19 protein-coding genes and 1 pseudogene are annotated in these 20,699 nt (G+C 63.2%); 4 read left to right on the forward strand and 16 right to left on the reverse strand.

All coding sequences use genetic code 11. From position 1 onward, the window contains the following. Positions 1-11 precede the first annotated feature (11 nt). A complete protein-coding gene (gene ppc, locus QZY01_RS13940; protein ID WP_294538000.1) occupies positions 12-2,780 on the forward strand; it encodes a phosphoenolpyruvate carboxylase in 2,769 nt (922 codons plus the stop codon). A gap of 99 nt (positions 2,781-2,879) precedes the next feature. Here ppc and QZY01_RS13945 read toward each other — a convergent pair whose 3' ends face one another. The 7 genes from QZY01_RS13945 to QZY01_RS13975 form a co-directional block, all read right to left on the reverse strand. Then, positions 2,880-3,167, reverse strand: a complete 288-nt coding sequence (locus QZY01_RS13945; RefSeq protein WP_294538002.1) for an HdeA/HdeB family chaperone — start codon at positions 3,165-3,167, stop codon at positions 2,880-2,882. A gap of 28 nt (positions 3,168-3,195) precedes the next feature. After that, positions 3,196-3,504, reverse strand: coding sequence for an HdeA/HdeB family chaperone (locus QZY01_RS13950; protein WP_294538004.1), 309 nt, complete (start codon positions 3,502-3,504; stop codon positions 3,196-3,198). Between the two features lie 375 nt (positions 3,505-3,879). Then, positions 3,880-4,359, reverse strand: coding sequence for an ATP F0F1 synthase subunit B (locus QZY01_RS13955; RefSeq protein ID WP_294538006.1), 480 nt, complete (start codon positions 4,357-4,359; stop codon positions 3,880-3,882). A gap of 14 nt (positions 4,360-4,373) precedes the next feature. Then, entirely contained in the window at positions 4,374-4,925 is a 552-nt protein-coding gene (locus tag QZY01_RS13960) for a F0F1 ATP synthase subunit B' (protein ID WP_294538008.1), read from the reverse strand. A 62-nt stretch (positions 4,926-4,987) separates the two neighbouring features. Beyond that, positions 4,988-5,215, reverse strand: a complete 228-nt coding sequence (locus tag QZY01_RS13965) for a F0F1 ATP synthase subunit C (RefSeq protein WP_294538163.1) — start codon at positions 5,213-5,215, stop codon at positions 4,988-4,990. 52 nt (positions 5,216-5,267) lie between these two features. Then, complete coding sequence (locus tag QZY01_RS13970) at positions 5,268-6,029, reverse strand: F0F1 ATP synthase subunit A (RefSeq protein ID WP_294538010.1); 762 nt, start codon at positions 6,027-6,029, stop codon at positions 5,268-5,270. A 51-nt stretch (positions 6,030-6,080) separates the two neighbouring features. After that, a complete protein-coding gene (locus QZY01_RS13975) occupies positions 6,081-6,437 on the reverse strand; it encodes an AtpZ/AtpI family protein (protein ID WP_294538012.1) in 357 nt (118 codons plus the stop codon). A gap of 399 nt (positions 6,438-6,836) precedes the next feature. Between QZY01_RS13975 and QZY01_RS13980 the strand changes: the two genes are divergently transcribed. Then, positions 6,837-7,418 (forward strand): TMEM175 family protein, encoded by a 582-nt coding sequence (locus QZY01_RS13980; RefSeq protein ID WP_294538015.1) that lies wholly within the window; start codon positions 6,837-6,839, stop codon positions 7,416-7,418. Between the two features lie 40 nt (positions 7,419-7,458). On the opposite strand, the gene smc is transcribed toward QZY01_RS13980, so the two are convergent. Beyond that, positions 7,459-10,914, reverse strand: a complete 3,456-nt coding sequence (gene smc / locus QZY01_RS13985; RefSeq protein ID WP_294538018.1) for a chromosome segregation protein SMC — start codon at positions 10,912-10,914, stop codon at positions 7,459-7,461. A gap of 663 nt (positions 10,915-11,577) precedes the next feature. Here smc and QZY01_RS13990 point away from each other — a divergent pair. Both QZY01_RS13990 and QZY01_RS13995 read left to right on the forward strand, forming a co-directional pair. Further along, positions 11,578-12,078, forward strand: coding sequence for a hypothetical protein (locus tag QZY01_RS13990; RefSeq protein ID WP_294538020.1), 501 nt, complete (start codon positions 11,578-11,580; stop codon positions 12,076-12,078). A 211-nt stretch (positions 12,079-12,289) separates the two neighbouring features. Continuing rightward, entirely contained in the window at positions 12,290-12,544 is a 255-nt protein-coding gene (locus QZY01_RS13995; protein ID WP_294538173.1) for a hypothetical protein, read from the forward strand. 220 nt (positions 12,545-12,764) lie between these two features. Here QZY01_RS13995 and QZY01_RS14000 read toward each other — a convergent pair. The 8 genes and pseudogenes from QZY01_RS14000 to QZY01_RS14035 form a co-directional block, all read right to left on the reverse strand. Next, positions 12,765-13,139, reverse strand: a pseudogene (locus QZY01_RS14000) (DUF559 domain-containing protein); the annotation flags it as partial. 50 nt (positions 13,140-13,189) lie between these two features. Further along, complete coding sequence (gene gcvPB / locus QZY01_RS14005) at positions 13,190-14,740, reverse strand: aminomethyl-transferring glycine dehydrogenase subunit GcvPB (RefSeq protein WP_294538021.1); 1,551 nt, start codon at positions 14,738-14,740, stop codon at positions 13,190-13,192. Continuing rightward, the gene (gene gcvPA, locus QZY01_RS14010) at positions 14,737-16,083 is read right to left on the reverse strand and encodes an aminomethyl-transferring glycine dehydrogenase subunit GcvPA (RefSeq protein WP_294538023.1); all 1,347 of its coding nucleotides are present in this window, start codon (positions 16,081-16,083) and stop codon (positions 14,737-14,739) included. Before gcvPA ends, gcvPB begins: the two co-directional genes overlap by 4 nt. Positions 16,084-16,191: 108 nt before the next feature. Next, positions 16,192-16,860, reverse strand: coding sequence for a DsbA family protein (locus tag QZY01_RS14015; RefSeq protein WP_294538025.1), 669 nt, complete (start codon positions 16,858-16,860; stop codon positions 16,192-16,194). A 192-nt stretch (positions 16,861-17,052) separates the two neighbouring features. Next, entirely contained in the window at positions 17,053-17,217 is a 165-nt protein-coding gene (locus QZY01_RS14020) for a DUF3309 family protein (RefSeq protein ID WP_294538027.1), read from the reverse strand. Positions 17,218-17,352: 135 nt separating this feature from the next. After that, entirely contained in the window at positions 17,353-17,529 is a 177-nt protein-coding gene (locus tag QZY01_RS14025) for a CsbD family protein (RefSeq protein WP_294538029.1), read from the reverse strand. 350 nt (positions 17,530-17,879) lie between these two features. Beyond that, positions 17,880-19,331 (reverse strand): anion permease, encoded by a 1,452-nt coding sequence (locus QZY01_RS14030; RefSeq protein ID WP_294538031.1) that lies wholly within the window; start codon positions 19,329-19,331, stop codon positions 17,880-17,882. Positions 19,332-19,685: 354 nt separating this feature from the next. Continuing rightward, positions 19,686-20,390: a PEP-CTERM sorting domain-containing protein gene (locus QZY01_RS14035; protein ID WP_294538033.1), complete on the reverse strand. Its 705-nt coding sequence runs from the start codon at positions 20,388-20,390 to the stop codon at positions 19,686-19,688. Positions 20,391-20,699: the final 309 nt, after the last annotated feature.

A 20,699-nucleotide genomic window follows, 5' to 3' on the forward strand; every position in this document is an offset into this window, starting at 1 on the left:
TGGAGCCGACCATGAACCTGACATTGAATTTAGCCGAAGAAAACGAGGCCGAAAGCGCCAAGCAGGGCCCGCTTTACGAGGACATCAGGCTGCTGGGCCAGATTCTCGGCGATACCGTGCGCGAGCAGGAAGGCGAAACGGTTTTCCAGCTGGTCGAAACCATCCGCCGCCTCTCGGTCGCCGACCAGCGCAGCTCCGACAATGCGGCGAGCCGCGAACTCGGCGCGCTGCTGGAAAGCCTGACTCCGGCGGATACGGTTTCGGTCATCCGCGCCTTCGCCTATTTCTCGCATCTCGCCAATATCGCCGAGGACCGGCATTTTCTGCGCCGCCGCGCCGCCCATGTCCCGAACACCCGGCCGGGAAGCCTCGGCTATTGCTTCGACCGGCTCGCGCAAGCCGGCGTTTCCGCAGACAGAATCAGCGCGGCGCTGGAACATTCCTATGTCTCGCCGGTGCTGACCGCCCATCCGACCGAAGTGCAAAGGCGCTCCACGCTCGACGCCGAGCGGGCCGTCGCCGATCTTCTGGCCGCGCGCGAACATTGCCACGATGCGGCGGAACTGGAGGAGAACGAAGCGCGGCTGCGCGCCCGAATCCTGCAACTCTGGCAGACGCGCATCCTGCGCACAGCCAGCCTCACGGTGAGCGACGAAATCGACAACGCGCTGCTCTATTACAAATCGACCTTCATCCGCGAGATCCCGAAACTCTACGCCTATCTGGAGAAAAGGCTGGGCCGCCCGATCCCGCCGTTCTTCCGCATGGGCAATTGGATCGGCGGCGACCGCGACGGCAATCCCAATGTCGACGCCCATACGCTGGAGGTCGCGGCCAAAACGCATAGTGACGTCATCCTGCGGCACTATTTGACCGAGACGCATCAACTGGGCGCCGAATTGTCGATGTCGCGCGCTCTGGTGGAATGTACGCCCGAGTTGGAGGCCCTGGCCGACGCGTCCCACGACCAGAATCCGCACCGCGCCGACGAACTTTATCGCCGCGCCCTGATCGGCGTCTACGCCCGGCTGGCCGGCACCTTGACCGCATTGACAGGCGGCGAGGCCATGCGCCATGCGGCTGCGCCCGGCGAGCCCTATCCCGACGCTGCGGCTTTGCGCGCCGACCTGTGCACGGTGCGCGATTCGCTGATCGCCCATCATGGCGGGGCGCTGGTCCCCGGCCGGCTGGCGCCTTTGATCCGCGCCGTGGAAATTTTCGGCTTTCACATGGCGACGACCGATCTGCGCCAGAATTCCGACCGCCACGAGGCGATGATCGCGGAATTGCTTGCGGCGGTGCGGATCGAGCCGGATTATTCGGCGCTGCCGGAACAGAGCCGTATCGATCTGTTGATGCGCCTGCTCGGAGATCCGCGTCCCTTGCGCGTGCCCTATCTCGCCTATTCCGCCTCCCTGCGCGAAGAACTTGCGGTATTCGAGGCGGCGCGCGCGCTGCGGCAGTCGATTGGCGCGGAAACGATCCGCCATTACATCATCAGCCATACCGAAAGCGTCAGCGATCTGCTCGAAGTCATGGTGCTGCAAAAGGAATGCGGCCTTTTGCACGGAACCCTCGACGAGGCCGGGCAGGGGCAAGCGCGGCTCGAACTGATCGTCACGCCCTTGTTCGAGACCATCGAGGATTTGCGCGCCGCCGAATCCATTCTGCGCGCTTTTTACGCACTGCCGGGCGTCGCCGATCTGGTGCGGCGCTCCAGCGGCGTGCAGGACGTGATGCTCGGCTATTCCGACAGCAACAAGGATGGCGGCTACCTGACCTCGAACTGGGAGCTTTACCGCGCCTCGACGGCGCTGGCGGCGCTGTTCGACACGCTGCCCGGCATGAGCTTGCGGCTGTTTCACGGGCGCGGCGGCGCGGTGGGGCGCGGCGGCGGTCCGTCCTACGAGGCCATTCTGGCGCAGCCTCCGGGCACGGTGCGCGGCCAGATCCGCCTGACCGAACAGGGCGAAGTGATCAACGCCAAATACGCCAATCCCGACATCGGCCGGCGCAATCTCGAAACCCTGATGGCCGCAGATCTGGAGGCCACCCTTTTGTCCGACGGCCAGCGCCCGCAGCAGGAATTTCTCGACGCGGCGGCGGAACTGTCAAGCCTGTCGATGGCCGCCTATCGCGCGCTGGTCTACGAGACGCCGGGCTTTGTCGATTATTTCTACGCCTCGACGCCGATTGCCGAAATCGCCGAACTCAACATCGGCTCGCGCCCGGCCTCGCGCAAGGCGACACGGAAAATCGAGGATCTGCGCGCCATTCCCTGGGGTTTTTCGTGGGGCCAGAGCCGGGTGGCGCTGCCGGGCTGGTTCGGATTCGGCGCGGCGGTCGAGATTTTTCTGCGCGACGGCGGGGACGAGCGAAAGGTCCTGTTGCGCCGGATGAACGAGACCTGGCCGTTCTTCCGCACCTTATTGTCCAACATGGACATGGTGCTGGCCAAGGCCGACCTCTCGATCGCGCGGCTTTACGCCGACCTCGCGCCCGACCGCGCGGAGGCCGACCGGATTTTTTCTCGAATAGAGGCGGAATGGAACCGCACCACGCAGGCTCTGGAGATCGCCACCGGCGAGACACGGCGCCTCGCCGATAATCCGGCGCTGGCCCGCTCGATCGCCCATCGTTTCGCCTATATCGCGCCGCTCAATCATTTGCAGGCGGAACTCTTGCGCCGCTGGCGCGCCGGCCAGATCGACCACAAGGCGCGGGTCGGGATTTTGCTTTCGATCAACGGCATCGCGGCGGGGTTGCGCAATACCGGGTGAGGCGGGAATTAAAAATTCCGCCGTCGGCGGGCAATGAAAAACCCCCTCGGCGGGACCGAGGGGGCGGAAAATTAGACCGGTTCGCGCCGGCTATCCCGATCAGTGATATTCCTTCATCACCGATTCGAGCAGTTTCGCCGACTTATGCTTCTCGCAATATTCGGTGATGACCCGGTGGTTGCGCTTCACATATTCCGACTGGATCAGGGTCAGGTTGCGGGAGGAATTGAAATATCCGCCCACCCAGGACGAAATCAGCAGCCGGTCCACTTCACCGGTGTTGAGGAACTGGCCGCAGGTGATCTCGTCCAGATTGATCACGACCTGGGCTTTGGCGGGAAGGGCAAAGGCGAGCGCCGCCGCCGCGAGAATCAGTTTGGTCTTCATGGGCTTTCTCCGAATGGCTCGACGCGGTTCAATGCTTTTTGGCGGCTTTGTTCACGGCCTGCTGGATCACGCCGAACAACTGGTCCTTCGGATTGGCCTTGCAGAACGACGCGATGTTGGCGACATTGCGATGGAAAGCTTCGAGATCGACCGAAGTGTCGCCGAGCTTCTGGTTGAACCAGCCGCTGAACCACGCTGCCAGACCGTCGGCGTCGGCGGGAGGCAGCGCGACGAATTCGCCGCAGGTGATCCGGGTCGTATCGAGGTCAACCTGAGCAAAGCTGGCCGTTGGCGCGAAAGCCAGGCCAAGAGCCATGCAAACCGCAAATTTATTCATGTTTCACCTCTCCCATTCGCCCAAGGGCGAGACTGTGCAAACAAACCCGCCTTCGGACCGCCAATTGGCGCCCTTGGGCGGGTCATTTCGAGGCGGTCAACGCGGCGCCAGAATGAAGGGAACGACGCGCCGTACCGAACCGTGCGGGAGACGAAAGCACGATTTTTTGGAGGATGCCAGCGCATTTCCGGACAGCCGAAAAATAATTGGGGATACGCGGTCGCCCTCGCTGCGCCGCGCAATCGCGCAAGCGGCGATTGTTTTTGCGTTCGGCTTGACGCGGGTCGGTCTGGCGGTTTCGGCGCGCCGCCCCGCCCATCGCAAAATAAAAAAGCCGGGGCGATCCCCGGCTTTTCAACTCCAATCGAGCCATCCTCAGTTCACCAGCGTCTTGATGCTGGAAATGCCCTCTTGGATAAAGCCCGCGCCGCCGGCGCCCGACGCGCTTGTCTTGAGCACGGTTTCCGCCGCCTTGACCGCAGCGTCGGCGGCGGCGGCGCGCACGTCGGCGGTCGCCTGGGCTTCGGCCTGGGCGATCTTGTCCTGCGCCTGTTTGGTGCGGCGCGCGACATATTCTTCCAGCCGGACTTGCGTTTCCTTGGCGATGGCTTCGGCTTCCGCCCTGGCCTGGGCGACGATGCTGGCGGCCTGCGCCTCGGCTTCGGCGGTCTTGGCGGCGAAACTCTGCATCAGGGCCTGGGCTTCGGCGCGCAGGCGGGAGGCTTCGGCCAACTCGTCCTTGATCTTGGCGATGCGCCCGTCGAGCGCGCCCCCGAGCGTCTTGTGAACGCCAAGATAGCCAAGCACCATCACAAACAGGATAAAGCCGAGGGCGACGAAAAATTCTGCGTCCATTTTGCGTTCTTCCTTCAGGCCTTCTGAGCGGCGACGGCGGCGGCGACAGCGGCGGCGTCCGCCGGTTGGCCGGTGATGTGCTGCAAAATCGCCTGCGCGGCTTCCGTCGCGATTGCATCGACATTGGACAGGGCGGCAGTCTTGGTCGCGGCGATCTGGGCTTCGGCCGTGGCGAGCTTGGCGTTGAGATCGGCTTCGAGCGCGTGACGGCGGGTGTCGGCCTGGGCGTTCAGTTCTGCCTGGGCGGCCTGACCCACGGATTGCGCCTTGGCCCTGGCGTCGGCGAGGGTCTTTTCATGGGCGGCGGCGGCGGCGGCGGCCTCATCCTGCGCCTTGGCGGCGGTAGCCAGATCGGAGTCGATCCTGTCCTTGCGCGCGGCGAGAATCGCGGCGACTCGCGGCAGCGCGAGTTTCGACATCAGCAGATAGAGCGCGCCGAAAGTAAGGACCAGCCAGATCAGTTCCGACGTGAAATTGGCCGGATCGAAAGGCGGAAAGGCGCCCTCCTGCGCGGGATTGCCGGGAACTTCGGTTCCGGCGCTATGCCCTTCGACGTCGTGAGCCATGGATCGATCCTGTTATGACGGGAAATCCGCGCCGACGGCGAAAGACCGCCGGCGCGAAAAAATTACTTCACGAAGAGCAGCAGAATCGCCACGAGGAAGGCGAAAATGCCGAGACCTTCGGCCAGCGCCGCGCCGATGAAGGCGCGACCGAACTGGCCGTCGGAGGCGGACGGATTGCGCAGCGCGCCGGAAAGAAAGTTGCCGAAAATGGTGCCGACGCCGATGGCGGCGGCGCCCATGCCGATGGCGGCGAGACCGGCGCCGATATATTTAGCTGCAACAGGATCCATCATGAAACTCCATCAGATATTGAAGGGCGACCATTTGTTGTTGGGTGATTTATCAGTGGCCCGGGTGAATTGCGTCGTTGAGATAGACGCAAGTGAGGATGGCGAAGACATACGCCTGAAGGAAAGCGACCAGCAGTTCGAATGCGGTCAGAAGGACGATGCCGATCAGCGGCAGCGGCGCGAGCAGGGCATAGACGCCAGCGCCGAGCAGCATGGCGACGAAGCCGCCGAACACCTTTAGGGTGATATGGCCGGCCAGCATGTTGGCGAACAGACGAACCGACAGCGAAATCGGGCGCGAGGCGAAGGAAATGATTTCGATCAGCACGATGAAGGGCAAGAGCACCGGCGAAACGCCCGAGGGAACGAACAGATTCAGGAAATGCATGCCGTTCTTGTAGAAGCCATAGGCGATCACCAGACCGATGATGAAACAGGCGAAGGCGAAAGTGACGATGATCTGGCTGGTCACGGTGAATGTGTAAGGGATCAGGCCGATGAAGTTCGAGAAGAACACGAACATGAACACCGAGAAGACGAAGGGGAAGAACTTCATCCCGGCTTCGCCGGCGGTCTGGCGCACGGTGCTGGCGACGAATTCATAGGCCATTTCCGCCGCCGCCTGCAGGCGGTTGGGGACGATATGGCTGCCCGACGTGCCAAGGACCATCAGGAAGGCGATCGCCAGGAACACGATCAGCATGAACAGCGAAGCATTGGTGAAGGACGCGTCGACGCCGAAAATATTCAGGGGCGCGATCGGATGAATGTGGAATTGGTGGATCGGATCAATCGCGGGACCAGCTTCCGACATGTTCTGCCCTTCACTTTTTGCAGGACGGGGGAGGCCCCGGCCCAAACCAGATTATCGCGGCGGCTGTTTGTCACCGCGCCGCTGCGGCGGTTTCACCGCCAGCCGATAGACGCTCCAGAAACCCGCCGCAACGCCCAATCCCATCAGCAGGATCAAAAACAGCGGGTCGGTTCCGAACCAGAGGTCGAGACGCCAACCGATCAGCGTTGCGACGACAATGGCCGCCACGAATTCCGACAACACACGAAAGCCCAGGCTCATCGCCTGTCCCATGCCTTTGTCGGTCAGGTCCGCCTCCGCCTTGCGATCCGCCTGCCGCTGGCCGGCTTCGCGCTGCGTTTGAAGGTCGCTCGTCAATCGTGCGAGCCGCGCCTTCAGTTCATCGGCATCGTCCGGGCTTTCCTGCATCTTTTCTTCCCAAGGGCCAAGCCGCCGAAATCGATCGACCGCCGGCATGGATCGGAAGCCGGGCCGCACGCAGATTTCGCAGCCGCCGCAAGCGCAGGAGGTTTGCCAGACGAAGCCCGATGAGGAATCGGACTTGCAACGGGATGTAACAACATTCCGCCCTTCGTGAACCGCGCGCACCATATTGGTGGGGCTTCGCCCTGTCAAGACAAGAGCGGCGTTTCTGTGACGGGACTAAGTAATTGAAAAATAAATCTTTATTGCTGTTTTTGGCGGGGGTCTCCCAAGGTCGGACAGGCTTTTCTCGCCTCGCGTTCCGGATGGGGCTTTCAATCCATGCTTTTCGTCCGGCGGCGGAATGAATTAGCCTGAGCTTGGGACCTGAAAAAGGGGGCGCATGTGTCGAGCGAACGGATCAAGGCGTTTTCGGATGGCGTGCTGGCGATCATCATCACCATCATGGTTCTGGAGTTGAGGCCGCCGCATGGCGCGCGCCTTTCCGATCTTGCGCCGGTCGGGCCGACCTTTCTCGCCTATGTGCTGAGCTTTCTTTACGTCGCCATCTACTGGAACAACCACCATCATCTTTTTTATGCGGTGGAAAAGGTCAATGGCGCGGTGCTGTGGGCCAATACCCATCTGTTGTTCTGGCTGTCGCTGTTGCCTTTCGCCAGCGCCTGGGCCAGCGACACCGAATTCGCCCGCATTCCGGTGGCGCTTTATGGCTGCGTGCTGCTGGCGTCGGGGCTGGCCTATAGCGTGCTGGTGGCGGCGCTGTTGCGGGCGCAGGAGGGCGAAAGCCTGCTGCATCGCGCCATCGGCGGCGATTTCAAGGGCAAGATTTCGCTGTTGTTTTACGTTTTCGGCATAGCGGGCGCTTTCGTCGCCCCCTGGATCGGCGCTCTGTTCTATGTGGGGGTGGCGACGATCTGGCTGGTCCCGGACCGGCGGATCGAGAAAAGACTGAAGGGGGAAACATAGCGCCGGGAGATATGAATTCCCGGTCGCCGAAGCCTGTTCCTCAGCTTGCCTCCAGTAATTTCTCCGCCTGCTCCAGCTCCACCGAGACCAGTTGCGAGACGCCGCGTTCCGCCTGGGTCACGCCGAACAGCCGGTCCATCCGCGCCATGGTGATCGGATTATGGGTGATCGCGATGAAACGCGTGTCGGTCTTGCGCCGCATGTCGTCGAGCAGGTCGCAGAAGCGCTCGACATTGGCGTCGTCGAGCGGCGCATCCACCTCGTCGAGCACGCAGATCGGGGCGGGATTGGTCAGAAACACCGCGAAGATCAGCGACAAGGCGGTCAGGGCCTGTTCGCCGCCCGACAACAGCGTCATCGTCGTTGGCTTCTTGCCTGGCGGTTTGGCCAGAATCTCCAGCCCCGCCTCCAGCGGATCGTCGGATTCGACCAGTTGCAACTCCGCCGCGCCGCCGCCAAACAGCAGCACGAACAATTCGCGGAAATGCGCGTCCACCTTGCCGAAGGCGGCGAGCAGGCGTTCGCGGCCCTCCTTGTTGAGGCTGCCGATGGCGGCGCGCAATTTGCGGATCGCCTCGCCGAGATCGGCCTGCTCGGCGGCGAGTTTGGACTGTTCGTCCTCGATCGTCGCCAATTCGTCCTCAGCGCGCAGATTGACGCCGCCGAGCTTTTCCCGGTCCTGCTTCAATTGGGCGAGCCGCGCCGAAACCGCCGCCATCGCCGGCAATTCGGCGCCCGTGGCGAGGCCGGCCAGCGCGAACAGCCCCTGCGGCGGGCACTGCAATTGCTGGGCGATGTCGCGCAGCAAGGTTTCGAGCCGCGCCCGCGCGCCTTCCGCCCGCGCCTCCAGCCGCGCGCGAATCTCTCGCGCGGCGCCCATCGCCTCGACCGCCGAGCGCGCGGCGCGGTCCGCCTCGGCCAATTCGGTCTCGGCGATGGCGCGGACGTCGGCGGCGGCTTTTTTCGCGCCTTCGGCCAGTTCGATCTTTTGCCCGAGCGAGCGGCGTTGCAGCACAAATTCGTCGGGGGCCTCGGCGAGCAGAAAAAGCTCCTCCTGCGCCTCGCTCAGGCGCTCCTCGATTTCCTCGGTCTGAATCTGCGATCGCGCCCGCCGGTCGAGCCATGACTTCTTCTCCTTGGCGATGGCTTCGCGCCGCCGCAGCCGCGTTTCCGCCTCCCGCGCGAAAGCCTGCAAGGCGGCGCGGGTTTCCGCCGCCTCGGCGCGGTCGAGCGCGTTTCTGGCGCGAAAGGCGTCGCGCTCACCCAGCAGGGTCGCCGGTTCGGCGAGTTCGTCTAGCGCCGCTTGCGCTTCGATCAGCCGCTCCCGCGCCTCGTCGGCCAATTCGCCGGTTCTGTTGCGCGCGTCCTGCAAACTGGCGAGACGCGACAGCGCCTGCGCCTGCCGGCGTTCGGCGGCGCCGGCGGCCTCGCGCGCTTCGGTCATGGCCTTTTGCGTCAGCCGCGCCTGCTGGCGGGCGCGCTGGTCGGCCTCGGCCGCTGCCGCCGCCGCCGCCCGCGCCGCCTCCACCCTGGCCTCGACCATTTCGACGGCGGCGCGCGCCTGCCGCGCCTCGATTTCGAGATCGCCGAGCCGGTTCTTTTCGGCAAGACGGCGGGCGCTGGCGGTTGGCGCCTCGGCGCCCTGGGTGAAGCCGTCCCAGCGCCACAGATCGCCTTCGACCGAGACCAGACGCTGGCCGGTCTTCAGATGCTGGCGCAGCGCCGCGCCTTTTTCGCGGGAGACCACGCCGATCTGGGCCAGACGGCGAAAAAGCGCGGGCGGGGCCTCAACCCATTTGGTCAGGGCCTTCGCGCCGCGAGGCAGGGCGGGATCGCCGGCGCTCTGGGTGATGGTCCAATGGACGGGAGCGTTGTCGTCGTCGGAGGCGTCGAGGTCCTCGCCGAGCGCCACGCCCAGCGCCGCCTCATAGCCCTTGGCGACGACGATTTGTTCCAGAACCGCCGGCCATTTGCCGTCGCCGCCCGATTGCAGCAATTTGCGCAGGGTCGCCGCCTCGGTCTCCAGCTTTTGCGCCTTGCGCTCGGCCTCGGCCAGCGGGCCGCGCAAAAAAGCCTCCTCGTCGCGGGCCAGCGCCAGCGCGGTTTCGGCTTCGAGCGCCTGTTCTTCGGCGCTCGCCGCCGCGTCGAGCAAGCGCTCGGCCTCGGCGAGGCTTTCGCTCAAATCCGCATCCTGTTCGGCGTCGGCGCGAAGCTGTTCGATCTCCGCGTCGAGTCCTGCCCGTTCGGACTGAAAACGCGCAAACGCCTGTTGCTGGCGCCGCGCCGTCTCGGCGAGGGCGCCGCGCTGCGCCTCGGCATTGGCGCAGGCGTCCTGCGCCTGTTCGAGCGCCCGCTCGGAATTTTTGAGTTTTTCCTCGGCCTGCTCGCATTTGAGCCGGGCTTCCTCGGCGAGATCGGCCTCGCCCTCGCCGCTGAAAGCCAGATCTTCGTCTTCCGACTCCAGCCGCTCCAGCGCCGAGGCGGAATCCTCATAATGGGCGCGTTCGCGCAAAATATCGGCGGAAAGCTGGCTTATGCGGCGCTCAAGCTCGGTTTTGCGCTCGCCGGCGCGCTTTTCCTCGCCGTCGAGCGCCTCGCGGGCGAGGACCAGCCTTTGCAGGGCGGCGCCGGCCTGCGATTCGGCCTCGCGCAAGCCGGGCAGGGCATGGGCGGCCAGCGCCTGCGTCCGCGCGGCCTCGGCCTGCAAACGGGTGCGCTCGGCGACATCGAGCAGATTGGCCTCGAACTGGCCTTGCGCCTCCTCGGCTTCAAGTGTCGCCGCGCGAAAGGCGATCAGCGCGATCAATGCCTCATGGCGGCGGATTTCGGCGGCCAGCGTGCGATAGCGGGCGGCCTGTCGCGCTTGCCGGCGCAAGCCTTCCGCCTGGGCGCCGATCTGCTGCAACACGTCTTCGAGGCGCACAAGATTGTCCTCGGCGGCCTTCAAGCGCAATTCGGCCTCGTGGCGGCGCGAATGCAGCCCGCCAATGCCGGCGGCTTCTTCCAGAATGCGGCGGCGCTGCTGCGGTTTGGCGGCGATGATCTCGCCGATCTGGCCCTGCCTCACCATTGCCGGCGAGCGGGCGCCGGAGGAGGCGTCGGCGAACAGCAATTGCACGTCGCGGGCGCGCACTTCCTTGCCATTGACGCGATAGGTCGAGCCTTCCTCGCGCTCGATGCGGCGGGTGATTTCGAGAATGTCGGAATCGTTGAAAGCGGCGGGCGCGGCGCGGCGCGAATTATCGAGCACCAGCCCGACTTCGGCGTGATTGCGCGCCGGACGCGAGCCCGAACCGGAGAAGATGACGTCGTCCATGCCGGCGCCGCGCATCTGCTTGTAGGAACTCTCGCCCATCACCCAGCGCAGGGCCTCGACGAGATTGGATTTGCCGCAGCCGTTCGGCCCCACCACGCCGGTCAATCCGGGCTGGATGGCGAAATCCGTCGGCTCCACGAAACTCTTGAAGCCGGTCAATCGCAGTCTGTCGAATTTCATTGCGTCTGGTTCAGCGCCCCCGGTCCAAGATTGAATCAAGGGGGCAAGAGCGCCGCCGAATCAAGCGAAACCGGCGCGAAAGTTGGGGAAAAGAGCGGGCCTCTTGCCTTCTCCCCTTGCGGAAGAAGGTGGAGCGAAGCGCGGGATAAGGGGTTTCCCGACGCAGACGCAACCTCGCCGGTGAGGTTCGTTTCCGCGCCGACGAACCCCTCATCCGTCTCGCTCCGCGAGCCACCTTCTCCCGCAAGGGGAGAAGGGAAGGGCGCCTCACGCCTCTGCCGGCTCCGGCGGCCTCCACCGCAGCGCCGGCTTTCGCGCCGCCGCGGCCTTGCCCATGCGGGAAGGCTCGACCGCGGAAAAAATCCCGAAAACCGTCCATGCCAGCCAACCCAAGCCATTGCCAGAGACTCCGGCCGAATCCAGATCGCGCCGACGCGCAACAAGATTCCGCAGGCTATTCCCCAGGCGGCGGCGCATAGCCCTCTTGATGATACCTGGAGCTTGTGCGGTAATATGAATGCCAGCGGCGATTAATTCAAACCCAATAGAATCTGGAACGCTTTGTTTTTGCGAGGTCTCTGCGAAAAGCGGGCGCCCGGTTTCTCACACATTCTTCTATTGTCCATTTAACCATGGTCGCCGGTAAAGCTGCGGGAGTTCAACATGAGCTTGAAGAAACCCCTCATCGTCGGCGTTTTGCTCGCGTCCACGTTCGCCGCGTCGTCGGCGTTGGCCGCTGTCTTCCAACTCGGCGTCCTGCCGACGCCGAACGCCGCCTTGAACCCTCCCTATACCACCAATCCTAATCCTGCTGGCGCCGTATTTGCGCCGAACACCTTCACCTTCACCGAGGGCTCGCCAGCCTATCCAATCTATGATTTCAGTCTTTCGAGCTTTATCAAAATCCCGCGTGGAAACATCCTCGACTATTCCAGCGGCCAACTCGAAATTTTCAGCGGCGCGCCCGGCTCCGGGACCCTGCTCTATTCGGCGTTTTATGAAAAATCCGCCCAGAAGAACTGGGTTGCCGAGATCGTTTCGGTCCCGCTTGCTCCCGGCGACTATTACTTCTTGTCCACTCAGAATGGCGGCGCGGGCGCGAAAGATCTCAATTTTGCATATATTCTAGCCAACCAGTCTGCCGTTCCGGAAGCGTCCACCTAGGCGCTGATGATGGTCGGAATGGCGGGCCTCGGCCTCGCCGGCTATCGCCGCCGCGCCGCCGTCACCGCGTAATCGGCGACGGAGGTTTTTTGTCGGATTGACCGCCTATCTGGCCGATCGCCGCCTTCAACAGCGACGAAACCCGAAGGCGCATCGGGCGCTTGAATCCACTCGGCGAGCCGCCTGTGGGACTGTGGACAAGGCAAGAGCCTTGACGACAGCCGACGAAGATAGAGCCGCTCACGCGCCCGGCGTCATTTTACCGCCCGCCGATCCAATTGGGACGTTGGACCTGAAAAAATCGCGCGATTTTACGGCGGCGGCGGCTTTCAACAAATTGCTGGAAGTCGCGGAGAAGGGTGACAAGGTTGCCAATGGCCTTGCAGGTTGGGGAAAGGTCCTTCACGAACTGAAAGACCAATCTGCCCCGATTGTCGATTGGCTCTGGCGGCAACTTGGCAATTAGACGAATCTCGCCGCCGCTTCCCTTCTCCCCTTGCGGGAGAAGGTGGCGCGAAGCGCCGGATGAGGGGTTCTCGCCGCCACGTCAATCCTGCATTTGCTGATGAATTTAAACCCCTTATCCGTCTCGACGCCCTATGGGTGAGCCAACTTCTCCCGCAAGGGGAGGACGGAGAGGCCACCCTGCCGCAAAAGTCTCTCCACGGCATTCCGCAGCGAGCCAGTATCGTCTCCTCGATCATGCGAGGGGTGGTCAGAATATCGTTGTTCCAGAAACGCAGGACGGTAAAACCGTGAGCGCCGAGAAAGGCGTCGCGCTTTTCGTCGCGGATATTTTCCGCGTGCTGGGAGCCATCGGCTTCGACGATCAGGCGATGCTCGAAACATACAAAATCGGCAACATAGGGAGGGATTGGCGCCTGCCGCCGAAACTTGAGCATGGACAGGCGGCGATTGCGCAAGATGCGCCAAAGCGCGGCCTCGGCTTCGGTCGGCTGGCGCCGCATGGATTTTGCCAGCTCGCGCGTTCGAGGAGGGATTTGATGTTGCGGCATGTTGCCTCCCTCGTCGTCGCGCTCTCGCGGCTGGCGACCCCTCATCCGGCCCTTCGGGCCACCTTCTCCCGCAAGGGGAGAAGGGAGGCCCCGCCTCACTCCTCCACCGGCTCCGGCTTCCTCCACCGCAGCACCGGCTTCCTCGCTGCCGCCGTCTCGTCGAGCCGGCGGCGCGGCGCATAGAACGGCGCGCCGAGAAAACGCTCCGTCTCGCCGCGCAGCGCCCGCATTGCGAGATCGCGCATTGTGGCCAAAAATAATTCCAGCGAGACGCGGGATTCCGATTCGGTCGGCTCGATCAGCATCGCGCCATGCACGACCAGCGGGAAATAAATGGTCATCGGATGAAATCCCTCGTCGATCATCGCCTTGGCGAAATCGAGCGTGGTCAGGCCGCTGTCCTTGAGCCACGTATCGTCGAACAGAGCTTCATGCATGCACGGACGGTCGCCGAAAGGCGCCGACATCAGGTCGGACAGGCCGACGCGCAGGTAATTGGCGGCGAGAACCGCGTCTTCCGAGGCCTTGGCCAGCCCGTCGGCGCCATGGGAGAGAATATAGGCCAGCGCCCGCACGAACATCCCCATCTGGCCATGAAAAGCGGTCATGCGCCCAAATGCCTGCGTTCCCGCGACATGTTCGACCAGCCCCAGTTTGTCGCCGTCGCGGCGCAGAAACGGAACCGGCGCGAAGGCCGCGAGGCGCTCGGACAGCACCACCGGCCCGGCGCCGGGACCGCCGCCGCCATGGGGCGTCGAAAACGTCTTGTGCAGATTGATATGCATGGCGTCGATGCCGAGATCGCCGGGCCGCACCTTGCCGACAATGGCGTTGAAATTGGCGCCGTCGCAGTAGAAATAAGCGCCGGCCTCATGGACCAGCCGGGCGATTTCGACAATGTCGCGCTCGAACAGTCCGCAGGTGTTGGGATTGGTCAGCATGATCGCGGCGACATCGGGGCCAAGCGCCGCCTTGACCGCGTCGGGATGCACCAGACCGTCCGGCCCGGCGGGAACGGCGCGCACCGAAAAGCCGAGCGCGGCGGCGGTCGCCGGATTGGTGCCATGGGCCGATTCCGGCGCCAGCACGATTTTTCGCGTCGCCGCCTCGCCCTTGGCGGCAATGGCCGCCTTGATCGCCATCATGCCGCACATTTCGCCATGCGCGCCCGCCTTGGGCGACATGGCCACGGCCTTCATGTTGGTCAGCGCCAGCAGCCAGCCGGACAGTTCCTCGATCAGCTCCAGCGCGCCCTGCACGGTCGAGACCGGCTGCAACGGATGAATGTCGCCAAAGCCCGGCAGCCGCGCCATTTTCTCGTTGAGGCGCGGATTATGTTTCATCGTGCAGGAGCCGAGCGGATAAAGCCCGGCGTCGATGGCGTAATTTTTTTGCGACAGGCGCACATAATGGCGCATCGTCTCCGGCTCGCTGAGGCCCGGCAGCCCCAGTTCGCTCTGGCGCTCCAGCCCGCCAAGGCGCGGCGTGAAAGGGGCCGGCGCGTCGAGATCGACGCCGGTAAAATCCTCGCGCCCGGTCTCGAAAATCAGCGCCTCGTTGATTTGCAGCGCGCGATTGGCGGTAAAGGTCTCCGGCGCCTCGCGGGTGACGAAATGCGCCTGGGTGGGGCGGCCGAGCTGGTTCATTGCTGCATTCCCCGGTCGAGCGCGGCCAGAAAGGCGGCGCGGTCCGCGTCGGTGTTGATTTCGCTGGAAGCGACCAGCAGCAGGTCGTCGAGACCGGCGCCGGGCAGCAGCCGCGATACCGGCACGCCGCCCAATACGCCTTGCGCCGCCATGGCCTCGACCAGCGCCGCCGCGTCGCCTTTCACCCGCAGGGTGAATTCGTTGAAGAAGCTGCGGTTGAGCACTTCGACGTCGCCGCGTTTTTCCAGAGCCTCGGCCAAAGCCACGGCATGGGCGTGATTGATCAGCGCCAGTTGTTTGAGCCCGGTCGCGCCGAGCATGGATAGGTGGATCGAAAAGGCCAGGGCGCAGAGGCCGGAATTGGTGCAGATGTTGGAGGTCGCCTTCTCGCGGCGGATATGCTGTTCGCGCGTCGATAAGGTCAGAACGAAGCCGCGCCTTCCTTCCGCATCGAGGGTCTGGCCGCAGAGCCGGCCCGGCGTCTGGCGCAGGAATTTTTCGCGGGTGGCGAACAGGCCGACATAGGGGCCGCCGAAATTAAGGCCGTTGCCGATCGACTGGCCCTCGCCGACGACAATATCCGCGCCCATCGCGCCGGGCGATTCAATCAGCCCGAGCGACACGACTTCCGTGACCACGGCGACGAGCAGGATGCCCTTTTTATGGCACGCCTCGGCGAGCGGGCGCAGGTCGCGCAGATGGCCGAAGAAATCCGGGTTCTGCACCACGAGGCAGGACAGGCTGTCGTCGAGCGCCCCGATCAGGTCTTCCGCGCCCGAAGGGTCGGGCGGCAGCAGGACAATCTCGTCCTCGGCCATGTCCGACAGGGTCCGCGCGGTTTCCGCGTAATGCGGGTGCAGCCCCCCGGAAAGCAGCGCCTTGCGGCGCCGGGTCACGCGATGGGCCATCAATATGGCCTCGGCGGTCGCGGTCGAGCCGTCGTACATCGAGGCGTTGGCGACTTCCATGCCGGTCAGATTGGCGACCTGGGTCTGGAATTCGAACAACACCTGCAGGGTGCCCTGCGAAATTTCCGGCTGATAAGGCGTGTAGCTGGTCAGGAATTCCGAACGCTGAATCAGGTGATCGACGCTGGCCGGCACATGATGCTTGTAGGCGCCGGCGCCGACGAAAAACGGTTTGGCGCCCGCCGCGACATTTTTGGCGGAAAGGGCCGACAGGCGGCGCTCGACCTCGATTTCGCTTCGGCGGCGCGGCAGGTCGAGCGGGGTCTTGAGCAGAACGTCTTGCGGCGCGTCGGCGTAGAGATCGTCAATGGTCTCGACGCCGATGCGCGCCAGCATGTCGGCGCGATCGTCGGAACTGAGCGGCAGATAGCGCATCGGCGGTCCTCTTTATCGATGTTCGGTGGCCACGCCGAATCGTGGCCAGCGAGCCCTTGGCGTTCGCCCTCGAAATTCATACGCAGGCAATCGCCTGCGGGAGCGGATTTATTTGAAATAGGGCGCGAGAACCTCATCGAGCGCTTCCGGCGGAATCTCGCCCGGCTTCTTGTCGCCGTTGATGAAGAAGGTCGGCGTGGAGTTGATGCCGAATTTCTGCGCCGCCACATCGCGGACCGCATTGACCTTTTCGAACAGCGCCTGATCGTTGAGGCAGGCTTCGAAGGCGGCCGGACCCATTCCGGTCTGCTTGATCGTGTCGCGCAGGCCCTCCAGCGGATTATTGACGAAGGCCCAGTTTTTCTGCTGCTGGAACAGAAGCTCGACCATGGCCTCGCGCTTGTCGCCCGAACAGCGCGCCAGCATGGCGCCGGCGGCGGCGAGCGGATCAAGCGGGAATTCGCGCAGGGCGAAGCGCACCTTGCCGGTGTCGATATATTTGGCTTTCAGAGCCGGAAAGGTGCGGACGTTGAAATCGGCGCAATGGCTGCACGTCATCGAGGCATATTCGATGATGGTGACCGGCGCTTTGGGGTCGCCGAGCCAGACATCGGGCAGGGCGGGCTCGGCCAGCAGCAGGTCGAGCGGCGTCTTTGCGGCGGGCGCGGCCTTCGGCGCGCCCTGCGCCAGCGCCTGAAAAGAGGCCCCGGCCAGGGCCAGAGCGCCGCCAAACATCAGAAAATTTCGGCGATTGGCGCCGCGGCGGAAGGCAGACATGGGAGCGATCCTGCGTAAGGGAGGGTTTTTTCCCTTCTTACACGCTTGTGCGCCGCACCGCAAAACGGGGAGTGGATAAGCCGGGCGCAAAGGCCGGATACCGGAATTCGGTCCCCGAATTCCGGCAGTCATTTAACGGCGCCAGCCGCCTTGCGAGAGCCAATTCGCAGGCGAAGCTGGGCCTTGGCCCGATCAAATCCTGCCAAGCACCAACAAGACCAACAGCACGATGACGACGAGTCCAAGACCGCCGCCGCCATAGTAGCCGGTACCGTAGAAGCGGCCGCCGCCAATTCCGCTGAAACCGCCCAACAAAGCGATTATCAGGATAACCAGAAGAATCGTACCGATCGACATTGCAGAAATCCTTTTTTCGATTGGCCGCAATCGGGCGCTGGCGCGGCAGCCGAAGCTGCGCCAGAGCCCTTCGCGCGCGGGTCGGCGTTATTCAACGCTAGGGTACCAGGCCGATTCCCGGCTTGATTCCAGCCTTCAACTTTCTTTGATCTTGTCTTTCAAGCCGCCGACGGCGTTTTGAACCTTGCCTTCGGTCTTTTCGGCGAGGCCCTCCGACTCCAGCTTGATATCGCCGAGCGCCTTGCCCGCCGCCTGCTTGACGGCGCCCTTGATTTCCTTCGCCAGTCCGACGATCCGATCCTTGTCAACCATCCGAGCCTCCTGTTGTTTTCCGCGCCCCTCGTCGGGTTCGGCGGCGCCCCCGTAACAGGAACATTATCAGGCGTTTCGACAGCCAAGGCAGGCTCGGAAACTACTCAACGCAGGCGCGGTCCGGCATCGGAATGGCGGGTATCGGAAATGAATTTCGCCCTTTTCTCGGGAGGCGCGCTGGCGGAATGCATGGCCATGATCGCGCAATTCGATCCAGTCCCCGAGTTCCTGCCGCTCGCCTTCCACTTGAGGCTGCAAATTGCTGCGATCGGGGATTTGGCAAAGTTTCACCCCAACCCGCGAGTTCGCTCCGGACCTTTGCGGAAGAATGTAAGCGCGCGATTCGACGATCACGTTATCAGCAGAATCCAGGGAATTCCGATCGCCAGAAACGCCAACAGGAACACGAAGCCAAAAATCGGGCCAAGGCGCCAATAGTCGTTGGGCGGGATATAGCCGCTCCCGTAATAGACCGGGCTCGGTCCGGTCGCGTAAGGCGTGAGAACGCCCATGATGCCGAGCGTCAGGACGAGGGACAGGGTCAGCGCCTTCATGTTCATGTCGGGATGGGCGGAGCCGAGCGTGAGCATGACGGGCAGCATCGCCGTCGCATGCGCGGTGACCGACGCGAATACGTAATGGCTCAGGTAAAAAATGACGACCAGACCGACCAGCGCGACATTGGCGGGGACTTTATCGACATGATGCCCGGCGCTCTCCGCGAACCATTCCACAAATCCAACCTTCGTCAGTCCCCCGGCGAGCGCGACCAGCGTGGCGAACCAGACCAGCGTGCTCCAGGCCTGCTTGTTCGAGAGCACGTCGTCCCAGGTCACGATCCCGGTGAGCACAATGGCGCAGAGCACGGCCAGGGCGACCGTCGTGCTGTTGAATTGGGGTTCGCCGAAAATCCAGAATCCAAGCGCCGCCATCACGAGGAAGCCCAGTAAATATTCCTTGCGCGTCAGACCGCCGAGTTTGGTCAGTTCGTTTCCTGCCCATTCCACAACTTGCGGGGCCTCCTTGACCTCCGGCGGATAAAGCTTCCAGGTCAGAAAAGGCACGGCTGCAAGCAGCACGATCCCGACCGGCGCGAAGGCGACGAACCATTCAATCCACGAGATGCTTGTTTTGACGGTCCGCTCGGCCAGTTCGAGCGCCAAAAGATTGGGCGCAAGGGCGGTCAGGAACATCGAAGACGTCACGCAGGTCGCCGCAAGCGCCGTCCACATGACGTAGCCGCCGATCCGGCGCGACGACGGGTCATTCGGCAGGCTGTCGTAAAGCGGCGGCAGATTGCGGATGATAGGAAAAATCGTGCCGCCTGAACGCGCGGTGCTCGAAGGCGTGAAGGGCGCCAGCGCCAGGTCGGCCAGAGCGACGGCATATCCGAGCGTCAAGGTTCTCCGGCCCATCGCCTTTACCAGCAACAAGGCCAGACGCCGGCCGAGTCCGGATCGATCGTATCCCAGCGCAAACATGAAGGCCGCGAAGATGAGCCAGACGGTTCCATTGCTGAACCCGGATAGCGCCCAGGACAAGGAGGCCGAGGAAGGATTGAAGCCCGGTTCGGCGAGTTCTTCCGGACTGTAAAGCGCCCATGGGGACAGAAGCGCGATCAGGGTGACCCCGATCATCCCGATCAGCGCACCGGGAATGGGCTCGAAGATGAGGGCGACGACCACGCCGGAAAAGATCGCGAAATAGCGCCAGGCGTAGGGGTCCAATCCTTCCGGAGCCGGAATCAGCGCCAGGACGAGCGCGACCGCCACGGGCGCCAACAGTTTCCAAGAAGCCGGCATATCTTGCCCCCGCTGGACCCGAACATTTCCGCGCGCCTCACGCCAGATCGCGGGCGCCTTCCGGGATCGTTATCGGCAAATTAGCGCCGCCGGGGATTTAGTGAAGCGTCACCTTAACCAAATAGGGGAGAGGAAACGAATTGCGTTCCGACCGCTGCGTAAATCCTCGAAACGCCGCGCCCGCACAATTCGTTTCCTGCCCCGAGTTCCTGCGCTTCGGGTATGGAAGAGAATGGCTCTGTCCCAACAATCCGCGATCCAGAGACCGATAAGCATCCAGATCAAGCGGCGCCTACGCCAAATCCCCCAATTTAGACGCCATGGCCTGTGCCGATGCGGCTCGCGTCCTTACGGTCAAGCCGCGGACGAAACGGACTTGCGCGACCGATATCCAGCAAAGCCGAGGCCCGCAAAGCCGATCAACATCATCGCCCAGGTCGAGGATTCGGGGACCGATGCAATGGCCAAGCCGCTGACGGCCGCTCCGTAAGAGCCAGCATAGTTGTCGACGGTGATCGTCAGGTGGCCCGAGCCGTCAGCGACAATCGGCAGGGCGTAATAACCCAGAGATTTGGAACTGCTGCCGATCACGGAGTTGACGATCAATTCTTTGGTTGATGCGTCAATCTGGTAGAAGCTGGTGGTCCCGGCGCCGGTTATGGTCACGAGTTGATTGGTCGGGTAATTTTGGCGCGTTGCGAACACCCAAACGTCGTAAGTCGCGTTTGCCTTCAGTCCGCTCAGGGCCGCCGTGAAACTGTTTTCGCCGTAGATGTTGCCGTTGATCCCACCCAGGTTCGGATTGCCGCTCGGTATCGTGGCGGGGTTAACCGAAATGCCGAAAGGGGCGTACGCCCCGTTCACGCTGGTGGTCAACGAAATGCCCGAACCAGCGCCCGATTCGGAGGGAAGGTTGTTGGTCGTCCCCAGGGCGGTCTCGTTGGTCCATTGGGATGCTCCCCCGGAACTATTGAAAGTAACGCCGACGAGAGAGACCGCCGAGGCCTGCCCGGCGCCCAAGAGTAAAAAAGCCAACGTAAACAGACTGGCGCGTTTCATCCCAAAATCCTTTCGTAGCGGAGCCAGAGCCCACCTTTCTTGATAGACGATTCTCGAATTGAGACTTCATCTGAATAAAGGTTCAACCAATCTCTGAAAAATGTCAACGAACTGCGGGGATTGACACTTTACTAAATCCCCAATTAGCGCCGTCCTGCCCAAATCCCCAATTGCAACAAATTTCCGAATTGCCGCCAACGCCCCGGGAAATCGTGGACAGGGAACGAATGGCGCGGCGATCTCTCGCGAAAGGCTCGAATCGGCCATGATCGCGCAATTCGATCCACCGAGTTCCTGCCGCTCGCCTTG

Origin of the sequence: uncultured Rhodoblastus sp., from assembly GCF_903903185.1 — a bacterium.
GTDB lineage: Bacteria > Pseudomonadota > Alphaproteobacteria > Rhizobiales > Beijerinckiaceae > Rhodoblastus.

Excerpts from the sequence above, each read along its gene's own strand:
- QZY01_RS13950 (WP_294538004.1), bottom strand. The coding sequence starts at position 3,504 with ATGAATAAATTTGCGGTTTGCATGGCTCTTGGCCTGGCTTTCGCGCCA.
- QZY01_RS14030 (WP_294538031.1), bottom strand. The coding sequence starts at position 19,331 with ATGCCGGCTTCTTGGAAACTGTTGGCGCCCGTGGCGGTCGCGCTCGTC.
- ppc (WP_294538000.1), top strand. The coding sequence starts at position 12 with ATGAACCTGACATTGAATTTAGCCGAAGAAAACGAGGCCGAAAGCGCC.
- QZY01_RS13965 (WP_294538163.1), bottom strand. The coding sequence starts at position 5,215 with ATGGATCCTGTTGCAGCTAAATATATCGGCGCCGGTCTCGCCGCCATC.
- QZY01_RS13970 (WP_294538010.1), bottom strand. The coding sequence starts at position 6,029 with ATGTCGGAAGCTGGTCCCGCGATTGATCCGATCCACCAATTCCACATT.
- QZY01_RS13975 (WP_294538012.1), bottom strand. The coding sequence starts at position 6,437 with ATGCAGGAAAGCCCGGACGATGCCGATGAACTGAAGGCGCGGCTCGCA.
- smc (WP_294538018.1), bottom strand. The coding sequence starts at position 10,914 with ATGAAATTCGACAGACTGCGATTGACCGGCTTCAAGAGTTTCGTGGAG.
- QZY01_RS14020 (WP_294538027.1), bottom strand. The coding sequence starts at position 17,217 with ATGTCGATCGGTACGATTCTTCTGGTTATCCTGATAATCGCTTTGTTG.
- QZY01_RS14025 (WP_294538029.1), bottom strand. The coding sequence starts at position 17,529 with ATGGTTGACAAGGATCGGATCGTCGGACTGGCGAAGGAAATCAAGGGC.
- QZY01_RS13945 (WP_294538002.1), bottom strand. The coding sequence starts at position 3,167 with ATGAAGACCAAACTGATTCTCGCGGCGGCGGCGCTCGCCTTTGCCCTT.
- gcvPB (WP_294538021.1), bottom strand. The coding sequence starts at position 14,740 with ATGAACCAGCTCGGCCGCCCCACCCAGGCGCATTTCGTCACCCGCGAG.
- QZY01_RS14015 (WP_294538025.1), bottom strand. The coding sequence starts at position 16,860 with ATGTCTGCCTTCCGCCGCGGCGCCAATCGCCGAAATTTTCTGATGTTT.
- QZY01_RS13955 (WP_294538006.1), bottom strand. The coding sequence starts at position 4,359 with ATGGACGCAGAATTTTTCGTCGCCCTCGGCTTTATCCTGTTTGTGATG.
- gcvPA (WP_294538023.1), bottom strand. The coding sequence starts at position 16,083 with ATGCGCTATCTGCCGCTCAGTTCCGACGATCGCGCCGACATGCTGGCG.
- QZY01_RS13960 (WP_294538008.1), bottom strand. The coding sequence starts at position 4,925 with ATGGCTCACGACGTCGAAGGGCATAGCGCCGGAACCGAAGTTCCCGGC.
- QZY01_RS13990 (WP_294538020.1), top strand. The coding sequence starts at position 11,578 with ATGAGCTTGAAGAAACCCCTCATCGTCGGCGTTTTGCTCGCGTCCACG.
- QZY01_RS14035 (WP_294538033.1), bottom strand. The coding sequence starts at position 20,390 with ATGAAACGCGCCAGTCTGTTTACGTTGGCTTTTTTACTCTTGGGCGCC.